A 21516-nucleotide genomic window follows, 5' to 3' on the forward strand; every position below is an offset into this window, starting at 1 on the left:
GGCGGTGCCCTGGTGGCGACCCTTTTCGAGACCGGGCTGTACTCCGTGAAGGACTCCTTGAGGGACTCAGGGTCCCTCAAGGAGTCCTTCACGGACCGGCTTGGATCAGGAGCCGGCGGCGGGAGCGGGTTCCGGCTCGGGCGCGGCCGCGTACAGATCGGCGATCGCGGGTGCGTACCGGTCGTTGATGATCCGCCGCTTCAGCTTCAGCGTCGGGGTCACCTCACCGCTTTCCGGCGTCCACGCCTTCGGGAGCACGTGGTACCGCTTGATCTGCTCGATCCGCGCCAGCCGCGCGTTCGCCGCCTCGACGGCCTTCTCGATCTCCGCGAGCACACGCGCGTTGTCGGCGAGCGATTCGCCTTCGGTGAGCTGGACGCCGTTCGCGGCCGCCCAGCCCGGCGCGATCTCGTCGTCGACGACGATCAGCGCGGTGACGTACGGCCGGTCGTCGCCGATCGCGACCGCCTGCCCGATCAGCGGGTGTTCCTTGAGCAGGCCTTCGATCTTCGTCGGGGCGATGTTCTTGCCGCTCGAAGTGATGATCAGTTCCTTCTTGCGATCGGTGATCGTGACGAAGCCGCGTTCGTCGATCGTGCCGATGTCGCCGGTGGCGAGCCAGCCGTCGGCGTCGACGTCCGGTTTGATCGAGCCGTCCTCCTGCAGGTAGCCGAGGAACACGATCGCGCCGCGGACGAGGAGTTCGCCGTCCTCGGCGACCTTCACCTCGATACCTTCGAGCGGACGGCCGACCGAACCGGCCTTGAACGCGGACGGCGTGTTGGAGGTGACCGCGCCGGTGGTCTCGGACAGGCCCCAGACCTCCTGGATCTCGACGCCGAGCCCGGCGATGAAGTACAGGATCTCCACCGGCAGCGCGGCGGCACCGCTGGAGGCGACCTCGACCTGGTCCAGGCCGAGCATGGCCCGCACCGGGGCGAGCGCGGCCGCGTCGGCCTGCGCGATCTTCTCCGCCAGTTCCGGCGGCACCTCCTTGCCGTCACTGCGCAGTTTGTAGCCCTGCTGCAGCAGTTCGTTGGCGCCGAGCAGGGCGGTGCGTTTGTCCTCCGGCACCGAACCGAGCAGGTTCTTCAGACCGGCGACCATTTTCTCCCAGACACGCGGGACACCGAAGAAGCTCTTCGGATGCACCTGGCCCAGCGCGCCGACGACGGCGGACGGGTCGCCGACGGTGTGCACGTGCCCGGCCCACACGATCGGCATGTAGATCGACAGTTCGCGTTCGGCGATATGCGCGAGCGGCAGGTACGCGATGTTCGTGGCGTGCATCGGCGAATCGTGCAGCCGCTGGACGGCGGCGGCCTGGTAGATGGCGTTGCGGTGGGACAGCACGACACCCTTGGGGTCGCCGGTGGTGCCGGAGGTGTAGATCATCGACAGCGGATCGTCCGGAGTGATCGCGGACCACGCCGTCTCGAACGCCGCCGGATCGGCCGCGTGCTGTTCGGCGCCCGCCGCCCGCAGGTCGGCGAACGACAGGAACCTCTTGTCGTCCTGTGGAACCACGGACGCGTCGAGCAGGACGACGTGCCGCAGCGCGGGCAGGTCGTCGAGAACCTGGGACCAGCGCCCGAGTTCGTCGGCACCGGCGAGCACGACGACACCGGCGGCGCTGTGCCGGGCGACGAACCCGATCTGCTCCGGGCTGAGCGTCGCGTACGCGGTGCAAGGGATCGCGCCGAGATGGGCGGCGGCGAGGTCGGCGATCAGGTGCTCGGGACTGCTCGGTGCCATGATCAGCATCCGGTCGCGGCTGCCGAGCCCGAGTCCGGCGAGTCCGCGCGACACCTCCGCGATGGCGGTGCGGAATTCACGCCAGTTCAGGGTCGGCTTGCCCTCGATGTCGAGTGACGTGATCGCCGGCAGTTCACCGAACTCCTGGGCGTTGCGGTGAAGCAGGGCGGGGATGGTCTGGCCTTCGATCTGCTCGGCGACGGTCGGCTGGGTGGTCAACGCTGGCCTCCTCGATGCTGCCTGATCAGGCACACTGTAAGCGCTGTCGGCAGTGGTGGATAGAGAATCGCGGCCACGGTCGCGGCCTGCGAAATGTCCACCTTTTCCGTTTTCACCGCGTCAGTTCCGAACGAGGAGGAGCCTTGACGATGACCGGTCCGGCACGTGAGCTGATCGACGCGGTGCAGGCGGAACTCGCTCCCCGCGACGACGACAACCGGCTCGTCCCGTTGGTCGCCAAGGGCAAGGCGGCGCGGGAGGTCTTCGCCGCGATCGCCGCGGAGGAGTACCGGATCGTCCGCAGCGACTGGCGTAGCTTCCTCATGCTCGCGTCGCGCTCGCAGGAGCAGGGTGCCCGGGAGTTCTTCGCGATGCTGGCCTCGGGCGAGGGCCTCGCGCTCGGCAAGCTGCCCGCGCTCGCCGAGGAGTCACCCGGCTTCGAGCCGCGTGCGGGCTGCCAGGCGTATCCGGCGTTCGTCGCCTGGCTGGCGCTCAACGGCGAGCCCGCCGAGGTCATCGTCGCGATCGTCGCCAACTTCGCCGCCTTCGGCCGGTACTGCGCCGCCATCGCCGCGGCGATGCGGGAGCAGTACGGCTTCGCCGACGAGGCGTGCGCCTTCTTCGACTTCTTCGGCGCGCCGTCGCCGGACCTCGAGGACCTCGCCGTGCGGGCCGTGCAGGCCGCGCTCGACGCCGGACGGCTGTCCGAAAAGGACGCTCGCACCCACGCGCGGTTGTTCCAGGCGTATGAGCTGGACTTCTGGAACACACTCGCCGACGATTACCGCCGTGACTGACCTCGTAGCCGAAGCCGCGGCACTGGACGCCGCCGATCCCTTGGCGCACAAGCGAAACGAATTCGACCTCGACCCGGGGATCGCCTACTTCGACGGCAACTCGCTGGGCGCGCCGCCGAAGCACGTGGCCGGGCGGCTCGCCGCCGTCGTCCGCGAGGAATGGGGCGGCCGGCTCATCCGGTCCTGGTCGGAGGGCTGGTGGGAGGCCCCGGTGCGGGTCGGCGAGCGGATCGCGCCGCTCGTGGGGGCCGCGCCGGGACAGGTCGTCGTAGCGGATTCGACCAGCGTGGACCTCTTCAAGGCATTGGTCGCCGCGACCCGCCTCAACCCGGGCCGCGACGAGATCCTCGTCGACGCGGACACGTTCCCCACCGACGGTTACATCGCCGACGAGGTCGCCCGCCTGACCGGGCATACGGTGCGCCGGGTCGTCGCCGAGGACATGCCGTCCGAAGCGGGCGAGCGGACGGCCGTCGCGCTGATCAACCACGTCGACTACGTGACCGGGCGCGTCCACGACATGGCCGAGCTGACCGCGGCGCTGCACCGCGCCGGGGCACTGGCGCTGTGGGATCTCTGCCACAGCGTCGGAGCGCTCCCGGTCGAGCTGGACGCGACGGGTGCCGACCTCGCCGTCGGCTGCACCTACAAATTCCTCAACGGCGGCCCCGGCGCACCCGCTTTCCTCTACGTGGCAACGAAATGGCTGGACCGGTTCGAGCAGCCGCTGGCCGGCTGGGCAGGCGACCGCGATCCGTTCGCCATGCGCGGCGCGTACGAGGCGCACGACGGCATCGCGCGGGGCCGGGCGGGCACTCCCGACATCCTCTCCCTGCTCGCGCTGGACGCGGCCCTCGACGTCTGGGACGGCGTGGATCGTGCCGTGCTGCGGGAGAAGGGGCTCGCGCTCGGCGGGTTCTTCTTCCGGTGCGCGGACGAACTCCTCGACGGCGCGACGATCGCGACCCCGCGCGGGACCGATCGCGGGCACCAGATCTCGGTCGTCGACGACGACGCGGCCAAGACGATGGCGGCCCTGATCGAACGTGGGGTGATCGGCGACTTCCGCCCGCCCGACGTGCTGCGGTTCGGGCTGGCGCCGCTCTACACCACCTACGGCGAGGTGCTCCGCGCCGTGACCACGCTCCGGGAACTTCGCGTCCGGTGATTTCGAGCGTTTTCGAAGTAACGGTGAAGCGAACGTGCGCGACAGGCACCCGCGCGAAAATAGTGAACGTGATTCGGGGCTCGGTGGCAAAAAGGTGATCGTCTCGCCCTCGCGGGGGAGAAAAAGCGATCTACCGCGAATTCGCTGTTAGTCTCGTTATTCGCTGTCGCGGCGAGTGTGACGTAGATCCTTCCCCTGTGGCGTAAGGAAAGCCCGCGTCGCCCGTCTCGATGGTAAGGCGCGGGCCACGGCGTCGGGAGAAGGAGGGGAACGTGTCGCTCAATCATGTCCTCGTCGCCGCGCTCGGCGTGGCTTCCGGTTTCCTGCTGAACGAATTCGGCGCACGCTACCCCGTCGAGACGGTACTCGTCGCGATCCTGCTCTGCGGGGTGGCGACGCTGTGCTGGGCGGTCGTCCGGATGTTCCGGGACGCGTCCAGGAAGGTCGACACGCTCCTCGAAGACGAGCTTGTCCGGACCCGCGAAGATCATTTCGCGGATTCGTCCGCAATGAGCGGTGGTAATTCTCGATTCCGCGGATCGAACGGCGTTACGGCGGCGTTCCTTCGGGGCGAAGTCGTTCGCAAACCGAACGGTATGTGGAGCTCTCGTCCGAAAGCGTGAGCGACGTCACGGCGTGTAGTTTTCAGCCGCTTTCCCGCGAGGACGCCGTTCCCCTTCGCTGTGACTTGATCGTGTCCGACGAGCGCCGATCAAGCCGCTGCCTGCGGTAAACCGCCAGGTGGCCGATCGACTGGACGCCCTGGTGGGCGCCTCGCGCGCGTGGTGGACTTTCGAGGTCCGCGGCCCTCTTGTCAGGGAGTCACCGCAATACGTGACTACCCTTCGCGTCTGGACTTGACTCACCCGTTTGGGTCTCCTAGCGTCTTCGCGGGCGGAGCGGACCACGCTGTGTTGATCCGGCTATCGGATCCCGCGGGTGAAGAGATCCCCGGCGACCCGACACCAAACTGCCGGAAGGAAAACGGACCACGGTGAAGCAAATTCCCCTTCGACGAGGCCGCGGCTCATCGATTCGTTCGCGCGTTCTGACGATCGCGCTCATTCCGAGCATCGCGCTGATGCTCGTCGGTCTGGCGATCGGCGGGTACCTGATCTTCGACGCGGTCAACGGCCGTGACTACGCGCAGCGGATCCGGGGCTCGGAAGCACCAGCCGTTCCGTTCTTCGCCCAGATCCAGGAGGAGCGGCGGCTGACGCTGCGCGAGCTGGCAGGCGACCGTTCCCAGCACGCCGCGCTCGTGGAGCAGCGTGCCAAGACCGACGCCGCCACCCAGGGCGTCGCCTCCTACCTCCAGACGTTCGTCGGCGACTCGCCCGACAGCGTGCAGCGCAGCATCGCCACGGTGAACGGCCTCTTCCAGAAGATGCCGCAGATCCGGCAGTCGGCCGACTCCGGCCAGTTGCCGCTGCTCGACGCCTTCACCTACTACAACCAGATCCTCGACCAGTTCGTCGAGGGTCTCACCGGGCTCGCGCAGGACGCGCCGAACGCGGAGAACGCCTACCAGCGGATCACCGCGGTGCCGTTGTTCACCGCGATCGACCAGCTGCAGCGCTCGAACGCGCTCGCCGCCGCGGCCGTGGCGGGCGGTGGCTTCACCGACGAGACCTACCGCGCGTACGTCACCCAGGTCGGTTCGTACCGGTCGCTGCTCGAGTCGTCGGTGACGCGGATGCCCCCGGGCGTCAAGGCGAAGTTCGACCAGCTGGTCGCGAGCGACCCGTGGAAGGCCGTCAACACGGTCGAGAACACCTTCCTGCAGAACAGCAAGGCCACCCTCCCGGTGCCCGAGCAGCTCTGGCTGCAGTCGGCCCGCGGCGTCGGCGACGCGATGATGCGCGGCTTCGTCGAGCAGAGTGGCGCGGCCACCACCGAGGCCATCGACGAGGCCGACCGGACGCTGATCACCTCGGCCATCGCCGCGGCCATCGCGCTGCTGGTGGCTATCGGCGTGTTCGTCATCGCCCTGCGGCTGTCCAACCGGCTCATCGGCAGGCTGGCCAGGCTGCGTGAGGACACCCTCGACGTCGCCGAGATCCGGCTGCCGGAACTGGTGGACCGCGTGCGGGCCGGTGAGCCCGTCGACCTCGACGACAAGGGTCACTTCCTCGACCACGGCGACGACGAGATCGGCCAGGTCGCCGAGGCCTTCAACAAGGCGCAGCAGACCGCCATCGCGGCCGCCGTCGAAGAGGCGCGGACCCGTGAAGGCACCAAGGCGGTGTTCCTCAACATCGCGCACCGCAGCCAGGTCATCGTGCACCGCCAGCTCAAGGTGCTCGACCAGGCCGAGCGCAAGCAGGAGGACCCGGAGCAGCTGGAGACGCTCTTCCAGCTGGACCACCTCTCCACCCGCGCCCGCCGCAACGCGGAGAACCTGATCATCCTCGGTGGCGGCCAGCCCGGCCGTCAGTGGCGCAAGCCGGTCACCCTGGCCGAGCTGACTCGTGGTGCCTCGGCCGAGACCGAGGACTTCGCCAGGGTGAAGACGGCCAAGATGCCCGCGATCGCGGTGCAGGGCCCGGTCGTCGGCGACCTCGTGCACCTGCTCGCCGAGCTGATCGACAACGCGACCTCGTTCTCGCCGCCGCAGTCGCGGGTCGAGCTGCGCGGCAACGTCGTCGGCAAGGGTGTCGTGATCGAGGTCGAGGACCAAGGGCTCGGTATCGAGCCGGAACAGGCCGCCGAGCTGAACGCGATGTTGGCCGATCCGCCGGACTTCGGCATCATGGCCCTGTCAGCCGAGCCACGGCTGGGCCTGTTCGTGGTCGCGCGGCTCGCCGCCCGCCACGGGATCTCCGTGCACCTGCGCGAATCCGCGTACGGCGGCACCAGGGCCATCGTGCTCGTCCGCACCGACCTGCTCGCGCCGGTCCCGACCGATCAGCCGGAGGACGAGGTGGACCCCGAGAGCGCCGAGGTGCCGGACGCCGCACCGCTGCGCCCGGGCCGCCGTGCCCGCCACCGGACCGAGATCCCCGCGGAACGGCCCGAACTTCCGGTGCCGATGCCGATCGCCCCGCAGGCCCCGGTCTCGCAGACACCGCCGAGCCCGGAGCAGCCCGGTTCCGCGCTGCCCCCGCGTCCGCCGCGGGTGCCCCGGCCCGAAACCCCGCGCCCCGAGCCGATCCGGCCGGAGCCCGCGCGGGCCGAAGCCCGGCCGCAACCGGTGCAGCCGCCGGCGTGGCCGCCCGCCGAAACCCGACCGCAGGACAGCCGCGCGCCGCAGACCCGGCGACCCGGCCCCGAGGCGCCCGGCAGGCCACCGCTGCCGCAGCGCCGACGTCAGGCGAACCTGGTACCCCAGCTCATGGAGGACCGGCCTGCCGCCCAGCAGGAGGAGATCCGCGAGGACACCCCCGAGCTGGCCAGGAACCGTCTCGCCGCGTTCCAGCAGGGAACCCGGCGTGCCCGGGACACCGAACCCACCGACGACTACACCGACCTCGACATGTACGGAGATCGTGACTAGATGGCCAACGCGGGAGTCAGTGAACTCGACTGGTTGCTGGATGACCTGGTCAAGCGGGTCAGCGGTGCCGACAGGGCGGTAGTCCTGTCGGCCGATGGTCTGCTCATCGGACGGTCCGGCAACCTGTCGGAGCAGGACGGCGAGCATCTGTCCGCGGTGGCGTCGGCGTTCCAGAGCCTCGCGCGGGGCACGGGACGGCACTTCGGCGGCGGCAACGTCCGCCAGACCATGGTCGAGATGGACCACGCCTTCCTGTTCGTCACCGCGGCGGGCCGCGGCGCGTGTCTCGCGCTGCTGGCCAAGGAGGACGCGGACATGGGCCTCGTCGCCTATGAGATGAACCTGATGGTCAAGCGGGTCGGTGCGGTGCTCACTTCGGCGCCCCGCGCCGCGACTCCCACGTCGCCATGAGCGGGCGGCACGAGTCGTGGTTCGAGGACGAGGCCGGGCCGCTGGTCCGGTCGTACGCCGTCACGGGCGGGCGCACCCGTTCGGACACGATCGGCCTCGACCTGATCACCCTGGTGGTCGCCATGCGCACCGCGCACGAGGTCGCCGGCTTCGAACCGGAGTACGGGCGGATCCTCAACCTGTGCCAGAGACCGACCTCCGTCGCGGAGGTGGCCGCGCGCATCGACCTGCCGCTGCCGGTGGTGAAGGTGCTGCTGAGCGACCTCATCGAACAGAACCTCGTGCTGTTCCGCACCGCGACCCCGGTCACCGACACCCCCAACAAACACGTACTCCAGGCGGTTCTTGATGGCATCCGGAAACTCTGAGCCCCGGCGATCCTTGACCGCGAACGCGGTCAAGGTCCTCATCGCCGGCGGGTTCGGGGTCGGTAAGACCACGATGGTCGGTTCGGTCAGCGAGGTTCCCCCGCTGCGCACCGAGGAGGTCATCACCGCGGCGTCCGAGGGCGTCGACGACCTCACCGGTGTCGAGAAGAAGACGACCACCACGGTCGCCCTCGACTTCGGCCGGATCACCATCAACCCCGAGCTGATCCTGTACCTGTTCGGTACGCCGGGACAGGACCGCTTCTGGTTCATGTGGGACGAACTGGCCGAAGGCGCGCTCGGCGCCGTCGTGCTGGCCGACACCCGGCGGCTCGACAGTTGCTTCGCGGCCGTCGACTTCTTCGAGCGGCGCGGGCTGCCGTTCGTCGTCGCGGTCAACTGCTTCGACAACGCGTATCGCTATGGCACCGAAGAGGTCCGGCAGGCGCTCGACGTCGGCATGGACGTCCCGCTGCTGCTGTGCGACGCGCGGGAACGGGACTCGACGAAGCAGGTGCTGACCGTGCTGATGGAGCACGTGCTGGCGCTGTCCGACCTGGCGGCGGGACTGCCTCAGGTCCGCTGACACTCGCTCGCTGAAGGGCGCTTTCCCCGCATGCGATGCGGGGAAAGCGCCCTTCGTCGCGTGAGACGCGGGTAAGGGGCCCCTCGCGTGGGTCGTGAGTGGTAAGTGTCGTTCTAACGGCACTTACCACTCACGACCCACGCGAGCAGTCGACTACTCGCGGGGCAAGATCTCGCTCCGCCCCTCGCAACCTCCCGGCGAAAAAAGTGCAGTGAAGGACGCTTTCCTTGTAATTTTCACCGGGAAAGCGTCCCTCACGGCATTCGGGAACGGTCAGGATCGACGGCGGCGAAGCAGGGTGTCGAGCGCGTAAGTGCCCGGTCCCACCACCGCGAACAGCAGGAAGATCCAGGAGTACAGCGCTGCCGTTTCCCCCTTGTTCTGCAACGGCAGCAGTGCGTCCGGTTGGTGAACGACGAAGTACGCGTAGGCCATGGTGCCCGAAAGAAGCACCGCGACCGGGCGCGTGAACAGGCCTGCCAGGATGAACAGCGAGCCGACCAGCTCGATCACCCCGGCATACCAGCCTGGCCAGGTGCCGACCGGTATGGCCGGCTTGTCGAAGAAGCCCATCTTCTGCAAACCGTGACAGAGGAACAGGAACGCGACCACTACACGGACGATGGAGAGGGTCAGGCCTTGCCACTTCGTTCTGCTGGAGTCGATCTCGGCACCCGTGGCGGCGGTTGTCTGGGTCATGACACATCCTTCCGGCTCAAGATGGTCTAAACCATTGATAGGGGTTCAGGATGACGGATGGGCCCGTCTGAAGGGAACTTTCTTTCGTGGGTAATACCACGGCTCGTCTGACCCCAACAACGTTGTGCGCACATGAAAAGAAGGCCCCTTTCCTGGAGTCGTTCCAGGAAAGGGGCCCTTTTGTTTTCTCGCTCAGCGACGGCGGCGGCGCAGCGTGTCGAGCGCGAAGGTGCCCGGGCCGATCACGGCGATCAACAGGAAGATCCAGCTGTAGAGGGTCGACAGCTCGCCCATGTTCTGCAGCGGCAGCAGGCCTTCCGGCGCGTGGACGGTGAAGTAGGCGTAGGCCATGACGCCGGAGAGGAGCACGGCGACCGGCCGGGTGAACAGGCCGACCAGCACGAGCGCGGCGCCGACGACCTCGATCACGCTGCCGTACCAGCCGGGCCAGGAGCCGAGTTCGACCGAGCCGCCGGCACCGTCGACGCCACCGAAGAAGCCGAATCCCTGCAGGCCGTGGCAAAGGAAGAGGAACGAGACCACGATCCGGACGGCCGACTGGATCGCGCCCTGTGCCCTGGCAGACCGGCTGGTGGCGGTGGTCGTGGTGGCGGTGCCGGTGGAGGTGATGGTCTGCGTCATCGTTCTGGTCCTTCCGAGAGGGTCTGTGAGGCGGCTTCTGACAACGCGTCGTACGGGCACGACGCGTTTCGACATCGCTGCCGGAACTTTTTTCCGAGGCGCCTCGCATCACCCGGTCGGAGCAAGGGCACACTGGACGCCGTGGCGGGTAAGACGAGTGCCGGGATCCTGCTTTTCCGCAGGTCGGGCGAGATGACCGAAGTACTGCTCGGGCATATGGGCGGACCGTTCTGGGCCAAGAAGGACGCGGGCGGCTGGTCGGTGCCCAAGGGCGAGTACGAACCGGGCGAGACGCCGGAGGCCGCGGCGCGGCGCGAGTTCCAGGAGGAACTGGGCCTGCCAGCGCCGGAGGGGGAGTATCTCCCGCTCGGTGAGGTGAAGCAGTCCGGCGGCAAGGTCGTCACGGTCTGGGCGGTGGAGGGGGACCTCGATCCCGCTCAGGTGGTCCCCGGCACCTTCGAGATGGAGTGGCCGCCGCGGTCGGGCCGGACGCAGGAGTTCCCCGAGGTCGACAGGGTCGCCTGGTTCGGGCTCGCCGAAGCCGAGGAGAAGCTGCTCAAGGGGCAGCGCCCGTTCCTCGCCCGGCTGACGGAAACGCTCAGCGGCTGAGCAACGCGCTCAGCGGTTCGTCGGCCAGCGAGTCGAGGACGAGATCGGCGTGGTCGAAGTTCAGCACGGCGGTGATCGGATTCGGAACCGCGACGCACTTCAGCCCGGCGGCCTTCGCCGCGGTGACCCCGTGCGGCGAGTCCTCGAACGCGATCGCTTCGGACGGCGGCAGGTCCAGTGCCGCGAGCGCGGCCAGATAGAGGTCCGGACTCGGCTTCGCCTCGTGGAGGTCGCCGGTGAGGACTGCTTCGAACGCGTCCGCGAGCCCCAGCCGGTTCAGATGGGTGGCGACCCAGTCGCCGGTCGAACTGGACGCGATGGCCAGCCGCAGGCCCTGCTCATGCGCGTCTTCGAGGTACTCCTTGACGCCGGGACGCGGCCCTTCGGACGCCAGCAGCTCGGTGACCCGGGCGCGGACGCCGGTGCGGATCGCGACCTTGTCCAGGTGCTCGTCGTCCTTCGCCAGCAGCTCGAACATCGCGGCGGCGGTGTGCTGCGTGCCGATCACGGTGTGCCAGACGTCGAGGGGGAGTTCGCCGCCGCGTTCGCGGAAGGTCTCCTGCCAGGCCACGAGGACGGCGGCCTCGGTGTCGACCAGCGTTCCGTCGAAGTCGAAGATCAAGGCACCGGTCATGGGACGAGTCTATGTCTTGACTCACTGAGTGGTACGGATTACCGTACGCATTCGTTAGGAAAGTTACCAAACGAACAGTATTCGAAGAACAACGCCGCGCACCCGTCCCTCTTACCCGCCGCCACGGATCCCGGGGAGAACGATGTGAAGGCCCGAACCAGACTACTGACCTTAGGCGCGGCCGCCATCCTGTTGCCGACGCTGCTCAGCGGAAGCGCGCAAGCCGCTGACGTCCTTTTGTCCCAAGGAAAACCCGTCCTCGTCTCGTCGGTGGAGAACTCGTCGTACGGCGGCCCGCTCGCCGTCGACGGCAAGACGACCACCCGCTGGGCGAGCGCCGAAGGGGTGGACCCGCAGTTCATCCGCGTCGACCTCGGCGGCCCTTCGGCCATCAACCGGGTCAAGCTGAACTGGGAAGCGGCCTACGCCACCGCGTACCGGCTGGAAGTCTCCAACGACGGTTCGGCGTGGACCACGATCAAATCCGTCACCAGCGGTAACGGCGGGACCGACGATCTCACCGGGCTGTCCGGCCGCGGCCGGTACCTGCGTCTCGTCGGCACCAAACGCGCCACCAGTTACGGCTATTCCCTTTGGGAGATGCAGGTCTACGGCACGTCGGACTCGTCCGGTGACACGCAGGCGCCCACCGCGCCCGCGAACCTCGCGGCCGGTGCGATCACTTCGTCCACTGTGGACCTGACGTGGACCGGCTCGACGGACAACGTCGGTGTCGCCGGCTACGAGGTGCTGAGGAACGGTCAGGTCGTCGGCACGACCGAGACCACGGCCTTCACCGACAGCGGGCTCAGTGCCTCGACCGCGTACACCTACACCGTCCGCGCGAAGGACGCCGCCGGCAACACTTCGGCGGCCAGCAACCAGATCCAGGCGACCACACAGGCTGGCAGTTCTTCGTTCGTCCTCGCCGCCTCCGGTGACATCGCCGAACAGTGCACCGCCTCCTCGTCCTCGTGCGTCCACCCGAAGACCGCCGCGCTGGTCGGCCAGATGAACCCGGCCGCGGTGATCACCATGGGCGACAACCAGTACGACGACGCCCATATCGAGGACTTCACGAGCTACTTCGACAAGACCTGGGGCAAGTACAAGAGCATCATGCACCCGGTCCCCGGCAACCACGAGACCTACGACCACACCCCGCTGGGCGCCTACAAGCAGTACTTCGGGAATATCGCGACCCCGAACGGGAAGACCTACTACAGCTGGGAAATGGGCAACTGGCACTTCGTGGCCATCGACAGCACGGAGTTCTCTCCCGGGCTGGTCGCGAACGCCATCAGCGACGAGCAGCTGAACTGGATCAAGCAGGACCTGGCGAAGAACACCAAGCCCTGCGTCGCCGCGTACTACCACCACCCGCGCTACACCTCGGGTGACCACGGCGACAACTCGAAGATGGCCACGCTCTGGGAGACCCTGGTCCAGAGCAAGGTCGATCTGGTCCTCAACGGGCACGACCACCACTACGAGCGGTTCTATCCGCAGAACGCGTCCGGGGCGAAGGACGCGGCCGGTCCGGTGCAGATCATCGGCGGCGGTGGCGGGGCGACCCTGTATCCGGTCAAGACGCTGCATCCGGCCACGGCGAAGGCGATCTCGACCTACGGCGTGCTCAAGCTGAACATGTCGGACAACGCCTTCTCGACCCAGCTGGTCGGTCTGGACGGCAAGACCATCGACTCCTCTCCCACCTACACCTGCCACTGATCCTCGCGATCAGGTGCCGGGTCGCGGCTGTGTGCACCGCGACCCGGCACCCTTCTCGCGGCGCTGGAGGTCTCCATGTACATCGCCACCAGTAGAGGAGCGGACGCCGCGGCGGAAGTCCCGAAGAGCGGCGTGAAACGGGCCGTCACCGGGAACGTCGTCGCGCTCGGCCTGGTCAGCCTGGTCACCGACATCTCGTCGGAGATGGTGACCGCGGTCCTGCCGCTCTACCTCGTTCTCGGCCTTGGCCTGAGCCCGCTGCAGTTCGGCGTGCTCGACGGTCTCTACTCCGGCGTCACCGCTGTCGTCCGGCTCGTCGGCGGGCACCTCGCGGACCGGTGGCAGCGGCTCAAGGCGGTCGCCTGCTTCGGTTACGGACTCTCGGCGCTGGGCAAGATCGGCCTGATGCTGGCGGGTTCGTCCACGGTGGCGATCGGGGCGGTGCTCGCGGCCGACCGCACCGGCAAGGGCGTCCGGACCGCGCCGCGGGACGCGCTGATCACCTTGAGCAGCGATCCCGAACATCTCGGCCGCGCGTTCGGCGTGCACCGCGCGATGGACACCTTCGGCGCCTTCCTCGGCCCGCTGGTCGCGATGGCCGTGCTGTGGCTCAGCCTCGGCAGCTATGACTCGGTGTTCTTCACCAGCTTCTGCGTCGCCGCGATCGGCGTGATCATCCTGGTCCTGCTGGTCAAGGACCACCAACCGGGCCCGAGGACCGAGCGCCCCAAGGTCTCCTTGCGGGAGACCGCCGGACTGATCCGGCAGGCGTCGTTCCGCCGGATCTGCGTCTGGGCGGCGCTGCTGGGCCTGGTCACCCTCAGCGATTCGTTCCTGTACCTCGTCCTGCAACGGCGCTGGGAACTCGGCGCCGTCTTCTTTCCCTTGCTGCCCTTGGGGACCGCGGGTGTCTACCTGCTGCTCGCCGTGCCGCTGGGCAGGCTCTCCGACCGCGTCGGCCGCTGGAAGGTGTTCCTCGGCGGGCATATCGCGCTGGTCGCCGCGCTGCTGGCGCTGCTCGGTCCGGTGGACGGTGGCGTGCTCGCGGTATTGGCGCTGATCCTGCACGGCGTCTTCTACGCCGCCACCGACGGTGTCCTGATGGCCGCCGCCGGGCCGCTGCTGCCCGAACACCAGCGGGCGAGCGGACTGGCGCTGGTGCAGACCGGACAGGCGACGACCCGGATGTTCGCCTCCGTCCTCTTCGGACTCGCGTGGACCGCGTGGGATCTGCACGCCGCGGTCCTGGTCGCCGCGGGCGCGCTGGCGATCGCGGTCGTCGCGGCCGCCATTCTCCGTCCACTGAGGACATACGCATGAGGGCGCGGATCCTGGGCGTGGCGGCGGCGGTCGTCGTCCTGATCGCGGCGGCCGTCGTCTTCGGACTCCAGTCCCGTGACCGCGGGCCGGCGGTCAACTCGGTCGCCGTCGTGACCGGGCAGCCGATTTCGGTGCAGGCCAAGGGACAACTGCTGTTCCGCAACACCGCCGAAGGCCCCGACTTCGGGCACCTCGCCACCGTTCCGGCCGATCGGCCCGGCGAACCGAGGAAGGTGGCCGGTCTCAGCTGCGACCGGTTCGCCACCTCGGCGGGCACGGCGCTCTGCCTCGCCGCGCAGCCGGGTGTGCTGCCGCCGATGACCGACGTCATCGTGCTGGACAAGGACCTGAAGGAGATCCGCCGGGTCGAACTCCCCGGCACACCCAGCCGCGGGCGGGTCTCGCCGGACGGGAAACTCGTCTACTGGACGCTCTTCGTCAATGGGGATTCCTATGCGGAGAACGGGTTTTCGACCAGGGCCGGGATACTCGACCTGTCGACCGGGAACCTCATGAAGAGCATCGAGGAGATGGGGCTCCTGCTCGACGGCAAGCCCTACTACGCCTCGGACGTGAACTACTGGGGGATCACCTTCGCCCCCGACGGCAAGCGGTTCTACGCGACCGTGGGGACGAAGGGGAAGACGTACCTCGTCGAGGCGGATTACGAAAAGCTCGTCGCGAGGATGGTCCGGGAGAACGTCGAATGCCCGTCGCTTTCGCCGGACGGTAAGCGGATCGCCTTCAAGAAGCGGGTTTCCGCCGATCCTGCGGCGCCGTGGCGGCTCGCCGTCCTCGAGCTGGCTTCCGGTCGGGAGACCCTGCTGGCGGAGACGCGCAGTGTCGACGACCAGGCGGCCTGGCTCGACGACCGGACCGTGGCCTACGGCCTGGAGTCGGGGGTCTGGACGGTGCCCGCCGACGGAACCGGTTCCGCGAAACTCTTGGTGCAGGGAGCCAGTTCGCCGGCGGGCGGGTAGCGGGCCTCAGCTCGTGAAGTACTCGACCAGGACCGGGGCCACCGCTTTCGGCTTGAGCATATGCGTCTGGCCCTCGATCGTGCGGTGCTCGGCGCCGGGGACCGCCTTCGCGAGCGCGGCGACGCCATTGCGGATCCACGCCGGGCTCTTGCCGCCGTCCATGACCAGCGTCGGGGTGGTGACGCCCGCCCAGCGGCCCTCGGGCAGCGGGGTGCCGTCGTGCAGGCCGTCGAAGAGCGCGGCGTCGTAGCGCAGGGTCGGCGCGACCTTCTTCAGCTTCGGCCAGGCGGGCATGAACTGCATCATGAACACGACCGGCGCCGGAACCCGGACGCCCTCGCGCATGAAGGTCTTGATCGCGGCGCCGGGCCGCCCGGCGGCGATGGCCGTCTCCAGCCGCCGCGCGTAGTCGGCCGGGACCGGCGGGCGGGTGTCGTCGACGACCAGCGGGAACTCGTACACCGCCAGTTTCGTGATCGGGAGCCCGGCGTTCGCGGCTTCGAGGGCGAGCGCGGCGCCGGACGAGATCCCGTAGACGTGGGCGGTGCCGCCCGCCTCCTTGATCAGCGCGGCGATGTCCTCGACTTCGCGGGCGATCGAGAACGGCGCGGTGTCCGTGCTTTCCCCGCGGCCGCGGCGATCGTAGGTGTAGACGGTGAAATGCGGGGCGAGTTCGGCGGCCAGCGGCGTGGCCGGGCCGAAGCCGCGGTGACACATCGCGCCGTCGACCAGGATGACGGCGGGGCCGGAGCCGGTGCGGGTGTAGGCGATGGTGGTGCCGTCTTGCGAGGTCACGGTGCTCATGGCGGGGATTCTCCTCGATCGGGTCAGCGGGCGGTACGGACGATGACGGCGGTGACCCAGCCCCAGGCCAGCAGTACGGCGGCCCAGAAGGCGAGCATCACGACGGCGTTGGCGTTGCCGGAAGTGATCCCGGCGAAAGCGGAGAAGAACGCGATGCCGGTGGCGCGGGAGTAGACGGCCCAGCCGCGGTGTCCCTCACGGGAGAAGCGGCTCGCGAACACGAAGGTCGCCACGATCAGCGAGAGGAAGCCGATCGAGCCGGCGGCCATGTGCAGGATCCCCGCGGTGCTGATCGTCGCCGGGCCGGTGCCCGCCGGGAAACCGTTGCCGGGATCGGCCTTGAAGACCGCCGCGAAAAGCAGGCTGACCCCGAAGGCGCCCAGCAGTCGTGGACCCCAGACGCTCCCTCTGCCCGATTCCATCCTCCGGTGCAGGCCGACCGCTCCCGCGATCATCAGCACCCCGGTGACCAGGAAGTTCGTCACCTGGATCCAGCCGGCGTCGCCGTTGCTCAGCATGCTCGCCGGGTGCTTGGTGAGGTCGAAGCCCTCGCGGACGGCGGCCTGGGCGAACGCGGTCAGGAAGTACAGCGGGCCCGAGACGGCGCCGCAGGCGAGCAGGGCGCGGGTGGGGATCGCGGCGTGGGTTCGGGTGGCGGCGATGGTCATCGTCTCGGCCTTTCGGAGCGGGGTTCGTTGGACACCACTCTCGCTCCGAACGCTTCAGTTGTCAAGACAAAAAAAATTGTCGGTGGCACCGGTGCGAGACCCGAAGGCGTCGCATCCAGAGGACTAAACGCGCTTTCGCAAGGTCAGGAGGGTGATCTCACTGGGCGCGAAGACCCGCAGCGGCGGTCCCCAGAAGCCCGTGCCGCGGCTCGTGTACAGCTGCGTGCGCTCGCCGTGACGGGACAAACCGGCCAAAACCGGCTGGTCGAACCGGACCAGGAGATGGAACGGCCAGATCTGGCCGCCGTGGGTATGCCCGGAGATCTGGAGGTCGATACCGGCCTCGACGGCCTGCTTGACCTGCTTCGGCTGGTGGGCGAGCAGGACGACCGGGGTGTTCGCGGCGACGCCGTCGAGCGCGGCCGGGAGATCGGGGCCGTGCCCCGGCAGGCCGGAGGCGGCGCCCGTCGGGTCGTCGATCCCGGCGAAGACGAGCGTGTCCCCGCCCTGGCGCACCGGTACGTGCCGGTTGTGCAGCGGTTCCCAGCCGAGGTCGCGCATATGGTCGAGCCAGGCCTGCGCTTCGCCGAAGTACTCGTGGTTGCCGGTGATGTAGAACTTGCCGAGTTTGGCGCGCACCTTCCCCAGTGGCGCGACCTGCCCCTCGCGTTTGGCGACCGAACCGTCCGCGAGGTCGCCCGCGTGCGCCACGACGTCGGCGTCGAGTTCGTTCACCACCTCGACGACCTTCTCCGACCACCTCGTCCGGTTCAACGGGCCGAAATGGGTGTCGGTGATGATCGCGAACCGGAGACCGTCGAGCCCGGCGCCGAGGCGGGGGAGGACGACGTCGAGTTCCTTCAGCCGCGGAACGCGCCTGGCCTCGACCATGCCGTACGCCGCCAGCGCCACGAAGCTCGCCACGATCACACCGGACACGATCTCCGCCGCACCGTCCACTCCGGACAGGGCGAGCACGAGGCGCAGCACGTTTCCGAGTACCGACAAGGAGAACAGCAGCCAGATCAGCCCGAGGGCGAGGTCGCCGATCTTCGCCGCGAGGTCGCGTTGCCACGGGCCGTGGCCGAGGACCATGCACGCGGGCAAGGCGAGGGCCGAGACGGCGAAGAGGATCGTGCCGAGGTACTCGAGCGCGGCCGGGAGTTCGGGGGCGCCGACGACCGTCCACCACGGCACCCCGAACAGGAGGGCGAGGACGGCGATCAGCGTGAGAACGCGGACAAGAATGCGGGGCATGATGCCGGCCAGACTAACAGACCATTGGTCTCTACCGCCGATCTCGCTGAGGGGTGTCTCAGGTACGTAGGCGGGCGTACGCGCGATGTCGCTTCTCGGCCGACGCTTTTCGCGGCGCCTCGGAAGACACTCTTCGACATGAAGGAATTACGGCCGATCGAGCGAGTCGCCTACGTGACCGGGGCGCTCCTGTTCCTCAGCGGCGTCGTGCACGCGGTCGTCTTGATCGCGTCGGGTGGCTCCTGGACCGGGCCGCTGTCGATGCGCAAGGCGGTGACGTTCGGCCTGTCGTTCGGGCTGACGCTGGCCACCGTGGCGTGGGCGACCTCGTATGTCGCGGTGCGGCCACGGGTGCGGAACGCGCTGCTCGGTGTCTTCACCGGGGCGAGTGTCGTCGAGACAGTGCTGGTGAGCATGCAGGCCTGGCGAGGCGTGCCGTCGCATTTCAACTTCGAGACCGGCTTCGACAACGCGGTGTCGACGACACTCGCGGCGGGCGGCGGCGTGATCATCCTGACGGCGGTCTCGTTCACGGCCGCGGCGATGCGCGGCGAAGGGGAGACCACCGCCAGCATGCGGCTCGCGGTCCGGTTCGGGCTGGTCGCGCTGCTGGTGGCGCTCGGCGCGGGCGCGGCGATGATCGCGAGCGGCGTCGTCGAGGCGCGCGGCGGGAACCCGCAGGCCGCGTACACCACCGCGGGCGCGCTGAAACCGCTGCACGCGGTGGCGATGCACGCGATCCTCATCCTGCCGGGGCTCGCCTGGCTGCTGCGGTTCGCGGACTGGACGGAGCGGCGGCGGGTGCGGCTGGGGTGGGTGGCGATCGGCGGCTACACGCTGCTGACCGCCGTCGTGGGGGTGGAGTCGGTGACCGGGGTTTCGCCGCTGGCTGCTTCGCCTGCCGAGATGGTGACTTCGGGACTGGCGTTGGGGGTGCTGGGGCTGACCGGTGCAGCGGCCCTTCGTGAAGCGGTTCGTGCTCGCCGTTCTGTGTTATGAACGGGACTTTCATTACAAAATTTGCAATGAAAGTCCCGTTCATAACACGCGCGACCGCCCTACTTGCCCACGTAAGCGCGCAGGTGCTGGGCCGTGAGGGTCTCACCGGAAGCGACCAGATCGGCAGGGGTGCCGGTGAAGACGATCTCCCCGCCGTCCACGCCGGCACCGGGGCCGAGGTCGACGATCCAGTCCGCGTGCGCCATCACGGCCTGGTGGTGCTCGATGACCACCACCGTGTTCCCGTCGTCCACCAGCCGGTCCAGCAGGCCCAGCAGCTGGTCGACGTCGGCGAGGTGCAGGCCGGTGGTCGGTTCGTCGAGGACGTAGGTCGCCGACTTCTCCGCCATCCGGATGGCCAGTTTGATCCGCTGCCGCTCTCCGCCGGACAGCGTCGTCAGCGGCTGCCCGAGGCCGAGGTAGCCGAGGCCGACGTCGGAAAGGCGGTCCAGGATCGTCCGCGCCTGTCCCGAGGTGAAGAACTCACGCGCCTCGGCGACCGGCATCGCCAGGACTTCGCTGATGTTCTTGCCCCGCAAGCGATAGGTGAGCACTTCGGCGGTGAAGCGCTTGCCCTCGCATTCTTCGCAGACCGTCGCCACCCCGGCCATCATCGCCAGATCGGTGTAGATCAGCCCGATGCCCTTGCACTTCGGGCACGCGCCCTCGGAGTTCGCGCTGAACAGTGCCGCCTTGACGCCGTTGGCCTTGGCGAACGCGGCGCGGATCGGGTCGAGCAGGCCGGTGTAGGTCGCCGGGTTGCTCCGCCGCGAGCCGCGGATGGCCGACTGGTCGAGCACCACCACGTCGTCCCTTGTGGACAGTGAGCCGTGGATGAGCGAGCTCTTGCCCGAACCGGCGACCCCGGTGACCACGGTGAGCACCCCGAGCGGGATGTCGACGCTGACGTCCTTGAGGTTGTGCCGGTTCGCGTTCCGGATCGGGAGCTGCCCGGTCGGCGTGCGGACGTCGGTGCGCAGGCGAGCGCGGTGGTCGAGGTGCCGCCCGGTCAAGGTGCCGGACGCGCGCAGCCCGGCGACGTCGCCGGTGTAGCAGATCTGACCGCCGTTCGGCCCGGCGCCGGGGCCGAGGTCGACGACGTGGTCGGCGATCTCGATCGTCTCCGGTTTGTGCTCGACGACGAGGACCGTGTTCCCCTTGTCCTTCAACAGGAGCAGCAGCCCGTTCATGCGCTGGATGTCGTGCGGGTGCAGCCCGACGGTCGGCTCGTCGAAGACATAGGTGACATCGGTGAGGCTGGAACCCAGGTGCCGCACCATTTTCACGCGCTGCGCCTCACCGCCCGAGAGCGTCCCGGATTCGCGGTCGAGGCTCAGGTAGCCGAGGCCGATCTCCACCAGCGAGTCCAGCGTGCCGCGCAGGGTCTGCATCAGCGGGCCGACCGAGGGGTCGTCGAGTTTGCGGACGAAGTCGGCGAGATCGCTGATCTGCATCGCCGAACAGTCCGCGATGTTCAGCCCGTCGATCTTCGACGACAGCGCCGCCTGGTTGAGCCGGGCGCCGTCGCAGGACGGGCAGCGCTCGAAGGTGACCGCGCGGTCGACGAACGCCCGGATGTGCGCCTGCGTCGCCTCCTTGTCCTTCGCCAGGAACAGCCGCTGGACCTTCACCAGCAGGCCTTCGTAGTTGGTGTTGATCCCGCCGAGCTTCATCTTCGTTGCGGGTTTGTACATGAAGTCTTCCCACTGCTGAGCGGTGTAGTCCTTCAGCTTGACCGCGGGATCGACGAAACCGGACTCCGCGAGACCCTTCCAGTACCAGCCGCCCGGCGCGAAGTTCGGGACGGTGATCGCCCCTTCGTTGAGCGAAAGCTCCTTGTCGACCAGCTGGTCGACGTCGATGCTGGAAACCTTCCCGAGGCCTTCGCATTCCGGGCACATCCCCTCGGGCAGGTTGAAGCTGAACGCCCCCGAAGTGCCGATATGCGGCTTTCCCAGCCTGCTGAAGACGATCCGCAGCATCGTGTGCGCGTCGGTCGCGGTGCCGACCGTGGAGCGGGAGTTGGTCCCCATCCGCTCCTGGTCGACGACGATCGCGGCGCTCAGGTTCCGCAGCGCGTCCACATCCGGCCGTCCGACCGGGGCCATGAAGGACTGGATGAACGCGGTGTAGGTCTCGTTGATCAGCCGCTGCGATTCCGCGGCGATGGTGCCGAACACCAAGGACGACTTCCCCGAGCCGGAGACACCGGTGAAGACGGTGAGGCGGCGTTTGGGGATGTCGACCGAGACGTCGGCGAGGTTGTTCTCTCTGGCTCCGCGCACCTGGATCATGTCGTGGCTGTCGGCGGCCGAAGGCATGGCTCTCCCCTGATTGAAACTCTTTAGCCTGTAAAGTGAGGGTAGCAGAGGT

The 21516-nt window shown here is 68.4% G+C and carries 20 protein-coding genes; 12 read left to right on the forward strand and 8 right to left on the reverse strand.

Going from position 1 to position 21516, the window contains the following annotated elements:
• Window positions 1–105: 105 nt before the first annotated feature.
• A complete protein-coding gene (locus tag SD37_RS08170) occupies window positions 106–1974 on the reverse strand; it encodes an AMP-dependent synthetase/ligase (RefSeq protein WP_044852530.1) in 1869 nt (622 codons plus the stop codon).
• Between the two features lie 149 nt (window positions 1975–2123).
• Between SD37_RS08170 and SD37_RS08175 the strand changes: the two genes are divergently transcribed.
• From SD37_RS08175 to SD37_RS08205, 7 genes are all read left to right on the forward strand, one after another.
• Complete coding sequence (locus tag SD37_RS08175; RefSeq protein WP_044852531.1) at window positions 2124–2771, forward strand: hypothetical protein; 648 nt, start codon at window positions 2124–2126, stop codon at window positions 2769–2771.
• Window positions 2755–3939 carry a kynureninase gene (locus SD37_RS08180; RefSeq protein ID WP_044852820.1) on the forward strand — a complete coding sequence of 395 codons (1185 nt, stop codon included), beginning with the start codon at window positions 2755–2757 and terminating at the stop codon, window positions 3937–3939. The genes SD37_RS08175 and SD37_RS08180 overlap by 17 nt, the downstream gene beginning before the upstream one ends.
• 272 nt (window positions 3940–4211) lie before the next feature.
• Window positions 4212–4562: a hypothetical protein gene (locus tag SD37_RS08185; protein ID WP_044852532.1), complete on the forward strand. Its 351-nt coding sequence runs from the start codon at window positions 4212–4214 to the stop codon at window positions 4560–4562.
• Window positions 4563–4933: 371 nt separating this feature from the next.
• Window positions 4934–7435 (forward strand): sensor histidine kinase, encoded by a 2502-nt coding sequence (locus SD37_RS08190; protein WP_044852533.1) that lies wholly within the window; start codon window positions 4934–4936, stop codon window positions 7433–7435.
• Window positions 7436–7846, forward strand: coding sequence for a roadblock/LC7 domain-containing protein (locus tag SD37_RS08195; protein WP_037306800.1), 411 nt, complete (start codon window positions 7436–7438; stop codon window positions 7844–7846).
• The gene (locus tag SD37_RS08200; RefSeq protein WP_037306798.1) at window positions 7843–8214 is read left to right on the forward strand and encodes a DUF742 domain-containing protein; all 372 of its coding nucleotides are present in this window, start codon (window positions 7843–7845) and stop codon (window positions 8212–8214) included. Before SD37_RS08195 ends, SD37_RS08200 begins: the two co-directional genes overlap by 4 nt.
• On the forward strand, window positions 8195–8800 hold the full coding sequence (locus SD37_RS08205; RefSeq protein ID WP_044852534.1) for a GTP-binding protein: 606 nt from the start codon (window positions 8195–8197) through the stop codon (window positions 8798–8800). Before SD37_RS08200 ends, SD37_RS08205 begins: the two co-directional genes overlap by 20 nt.
• A 273-nt stretch (window positions 8801–9073) precedes the next feature.
• Here SD37_RS08205 and SD37_RS08210 read toward each other — a convergent pair whose 3' ends face one another.
• Window positions 9074–9499, reverse strand: coding sequence for a DoxX family protein (locus SD37_RS08210; protein WP_044852535.1), 426 nt, complete (start codon window positions 9497–9499; stop codon window positions 9074–9076).
• 192 nt (window positions 9500–9691) lie between these two features.
• A complete protein-coding gene (locus tag SD37_RS08215; protein ID WP_145926553.1) occupies window positions 9692–10141 on the reverse strand; it encodes a DoxX family protein in 450 nt (149 codons plus the stop codon).
• 141 nt (window positions 10142–10282) lie between these two features.
• On the opposite strand from SD37_RS08215, the gene SD37_RS08220 reads away from it, so the two are divergent.
• Window positions 10283–10750 carry an NUDIX hydrolase gene (locus SD37_RS08220; RefSeq protein ID WP_044852536.1) on the forward strand — a complete coding sequence of 156 codons (468 nt, stop codon included), beginning with the start codon at window positions 10283–10285 and terminating at the stop codon, window positions 10748–10750.
• On the opposite strand, the gene SD37_RS08225 is transcribed toward SD37_RS08220, so the two are convergent.
• The gene (locus tag SD37_RS08225) at window positions 10740–11384 is read right to left on the reverse strand and encodes an HAD family hydrolase (protein ID WP_044852537.1); all 645 of its coding nucleotides are present in this window, start codon (window positions 11382–11384) and stop codon (window positions 10740–10742) included. The two genes, SD37_RS08220 and SD37_RS08225, sit on opposite strands and share 11 nt — an antisense overlap.
• Window positions 11385–11528: 144 nt before the next feature.
• On the opposite strand from SD37_RS08225, the gene SD37_RS08230 reads away from it, so the two are divergent.
• The 3 genes from SD37_RS08230 to SD37_RS08240 all read left to right on the forward strand — a co-directional run bounded on the left by SD37_RS08230 (window position 11529) and on the right by SD37_RS08240 (window position 15415).
• Window positions 11529–13115, forward strand: a complete 1587-nt coding sequence (locus tag SD37_RS08230) for a discoidin domain-containing protein (RefSeq protein ID WP_167369614.1) — start codon at window positions 11529–11531, stop codon at window positions 13113–13115.
• Window positions 13116–13190: 75 nt separating this feature from the next.
• Entirely contained in the window at window positions 13191–14435 is a 1245-nt protein-coding gene (locus tag SD37_RS08235; protein WP_044852538.1) for an MFS transporter, read from the forward strand.
• The gene (locus tag SD37_RS08240) at window positions 14432–15415 is read left to right on the forward strand and encodes a TolB family protein (protein WP_044852539.1); all 984 of its coding nucleotides are present in this window, start codon (window positions 14432–14434) and stop codon (window positions 15413–15415) included. Before SD37_RS08235 ends, SD37_RS08240 begins: the two co-directional genes overlap by 4 nt.
• A 6-nt stretch (window positions 15416–15421) precedes the next feature.
• Here SD37_RS08240 and SD37_RS08245 read toward each other — a convergent pair whose 3' ends face one another.
• The 3 genes from SD37_RS08245 to SD37_RS08255 all read right to left on the reverse strand — a co-directional run bounded on the left by SD37_RS08245 (window position 15422) and on the right by SD37_RS08255 (window position 18144).
• Entirely contained in the window at window positions 15422–16219 is a 798-nt protein-coding gene (locus tag SD37_RS08245; protein ID WP_044852540.1) for an alpha/beta fold hydrolase, read from the reverse strand.
• Between the two features lie 23 nt (window positions 16220–16242).
• Window positions 16243–16887: a DUF998 domain-containing protein gene (locus SD37_RS08250; protein ID WP_044852541.1), complete on the reverse strand. Its 645-nt coding sequence runs from the start codon at window positions 16885–16887 to the stop codon at window positions 16243–16245.
• Window positions 16888–17010: 123 nt separating this feature from the next.
• Entirely contained in the window at window positions 17011–18144 is a 1134-nt protein-coding gene (locus SD37_RS08255) for a metallophosphoesterase (RefSeq protein ID WP_044852542.1), read from the reverse strand.
• A 138-nt stretch (window positions 18145–18282) separates the two neighbouring features.
• Between SD37_RS08255 and SD37_RS08260 the strand changes: the two genes are divergently transcribed.
• Window positions 18283–19143, forward strand: coding sequence for a hypothetical protein (locus SD37_RS08260; RefSeq protein WP_065912761.1), 861 nt, complete (start codon window positions 18283–18285; stop codon window positions 19141–19143).
• 59 nt (window positions 19144–19202) lie between these two features.
• On the opposite strand, the gene SD37_RS08265 is transcribed toward SD37_RS08260, so the two are convergent.
• Window positions 19203–21464 (reverse strand): ATP-binding cassette domain-containing protein, encoded by a 2262-nt coding sequence (locus SD37_RS08265; RefSeq protein ID WP_044852544.1) that lies wholly within the window; start codon window positions 21462–21464, stop codon window positions 19203–19205.
• Between the last annotated feature and the right edge of the window lie 52 nt (window positions 21465–21516).

Source organism: Amycolatopsis orientalis (assembly GCF_000943515.2).
Taxonomy (GTDB): Bacteria; Actinomycetota; Actinomycetes; order Mycobacteriales; family Pseudonocardiaceae; genus Amycolatopsis; species Amycolatopsis orientalis.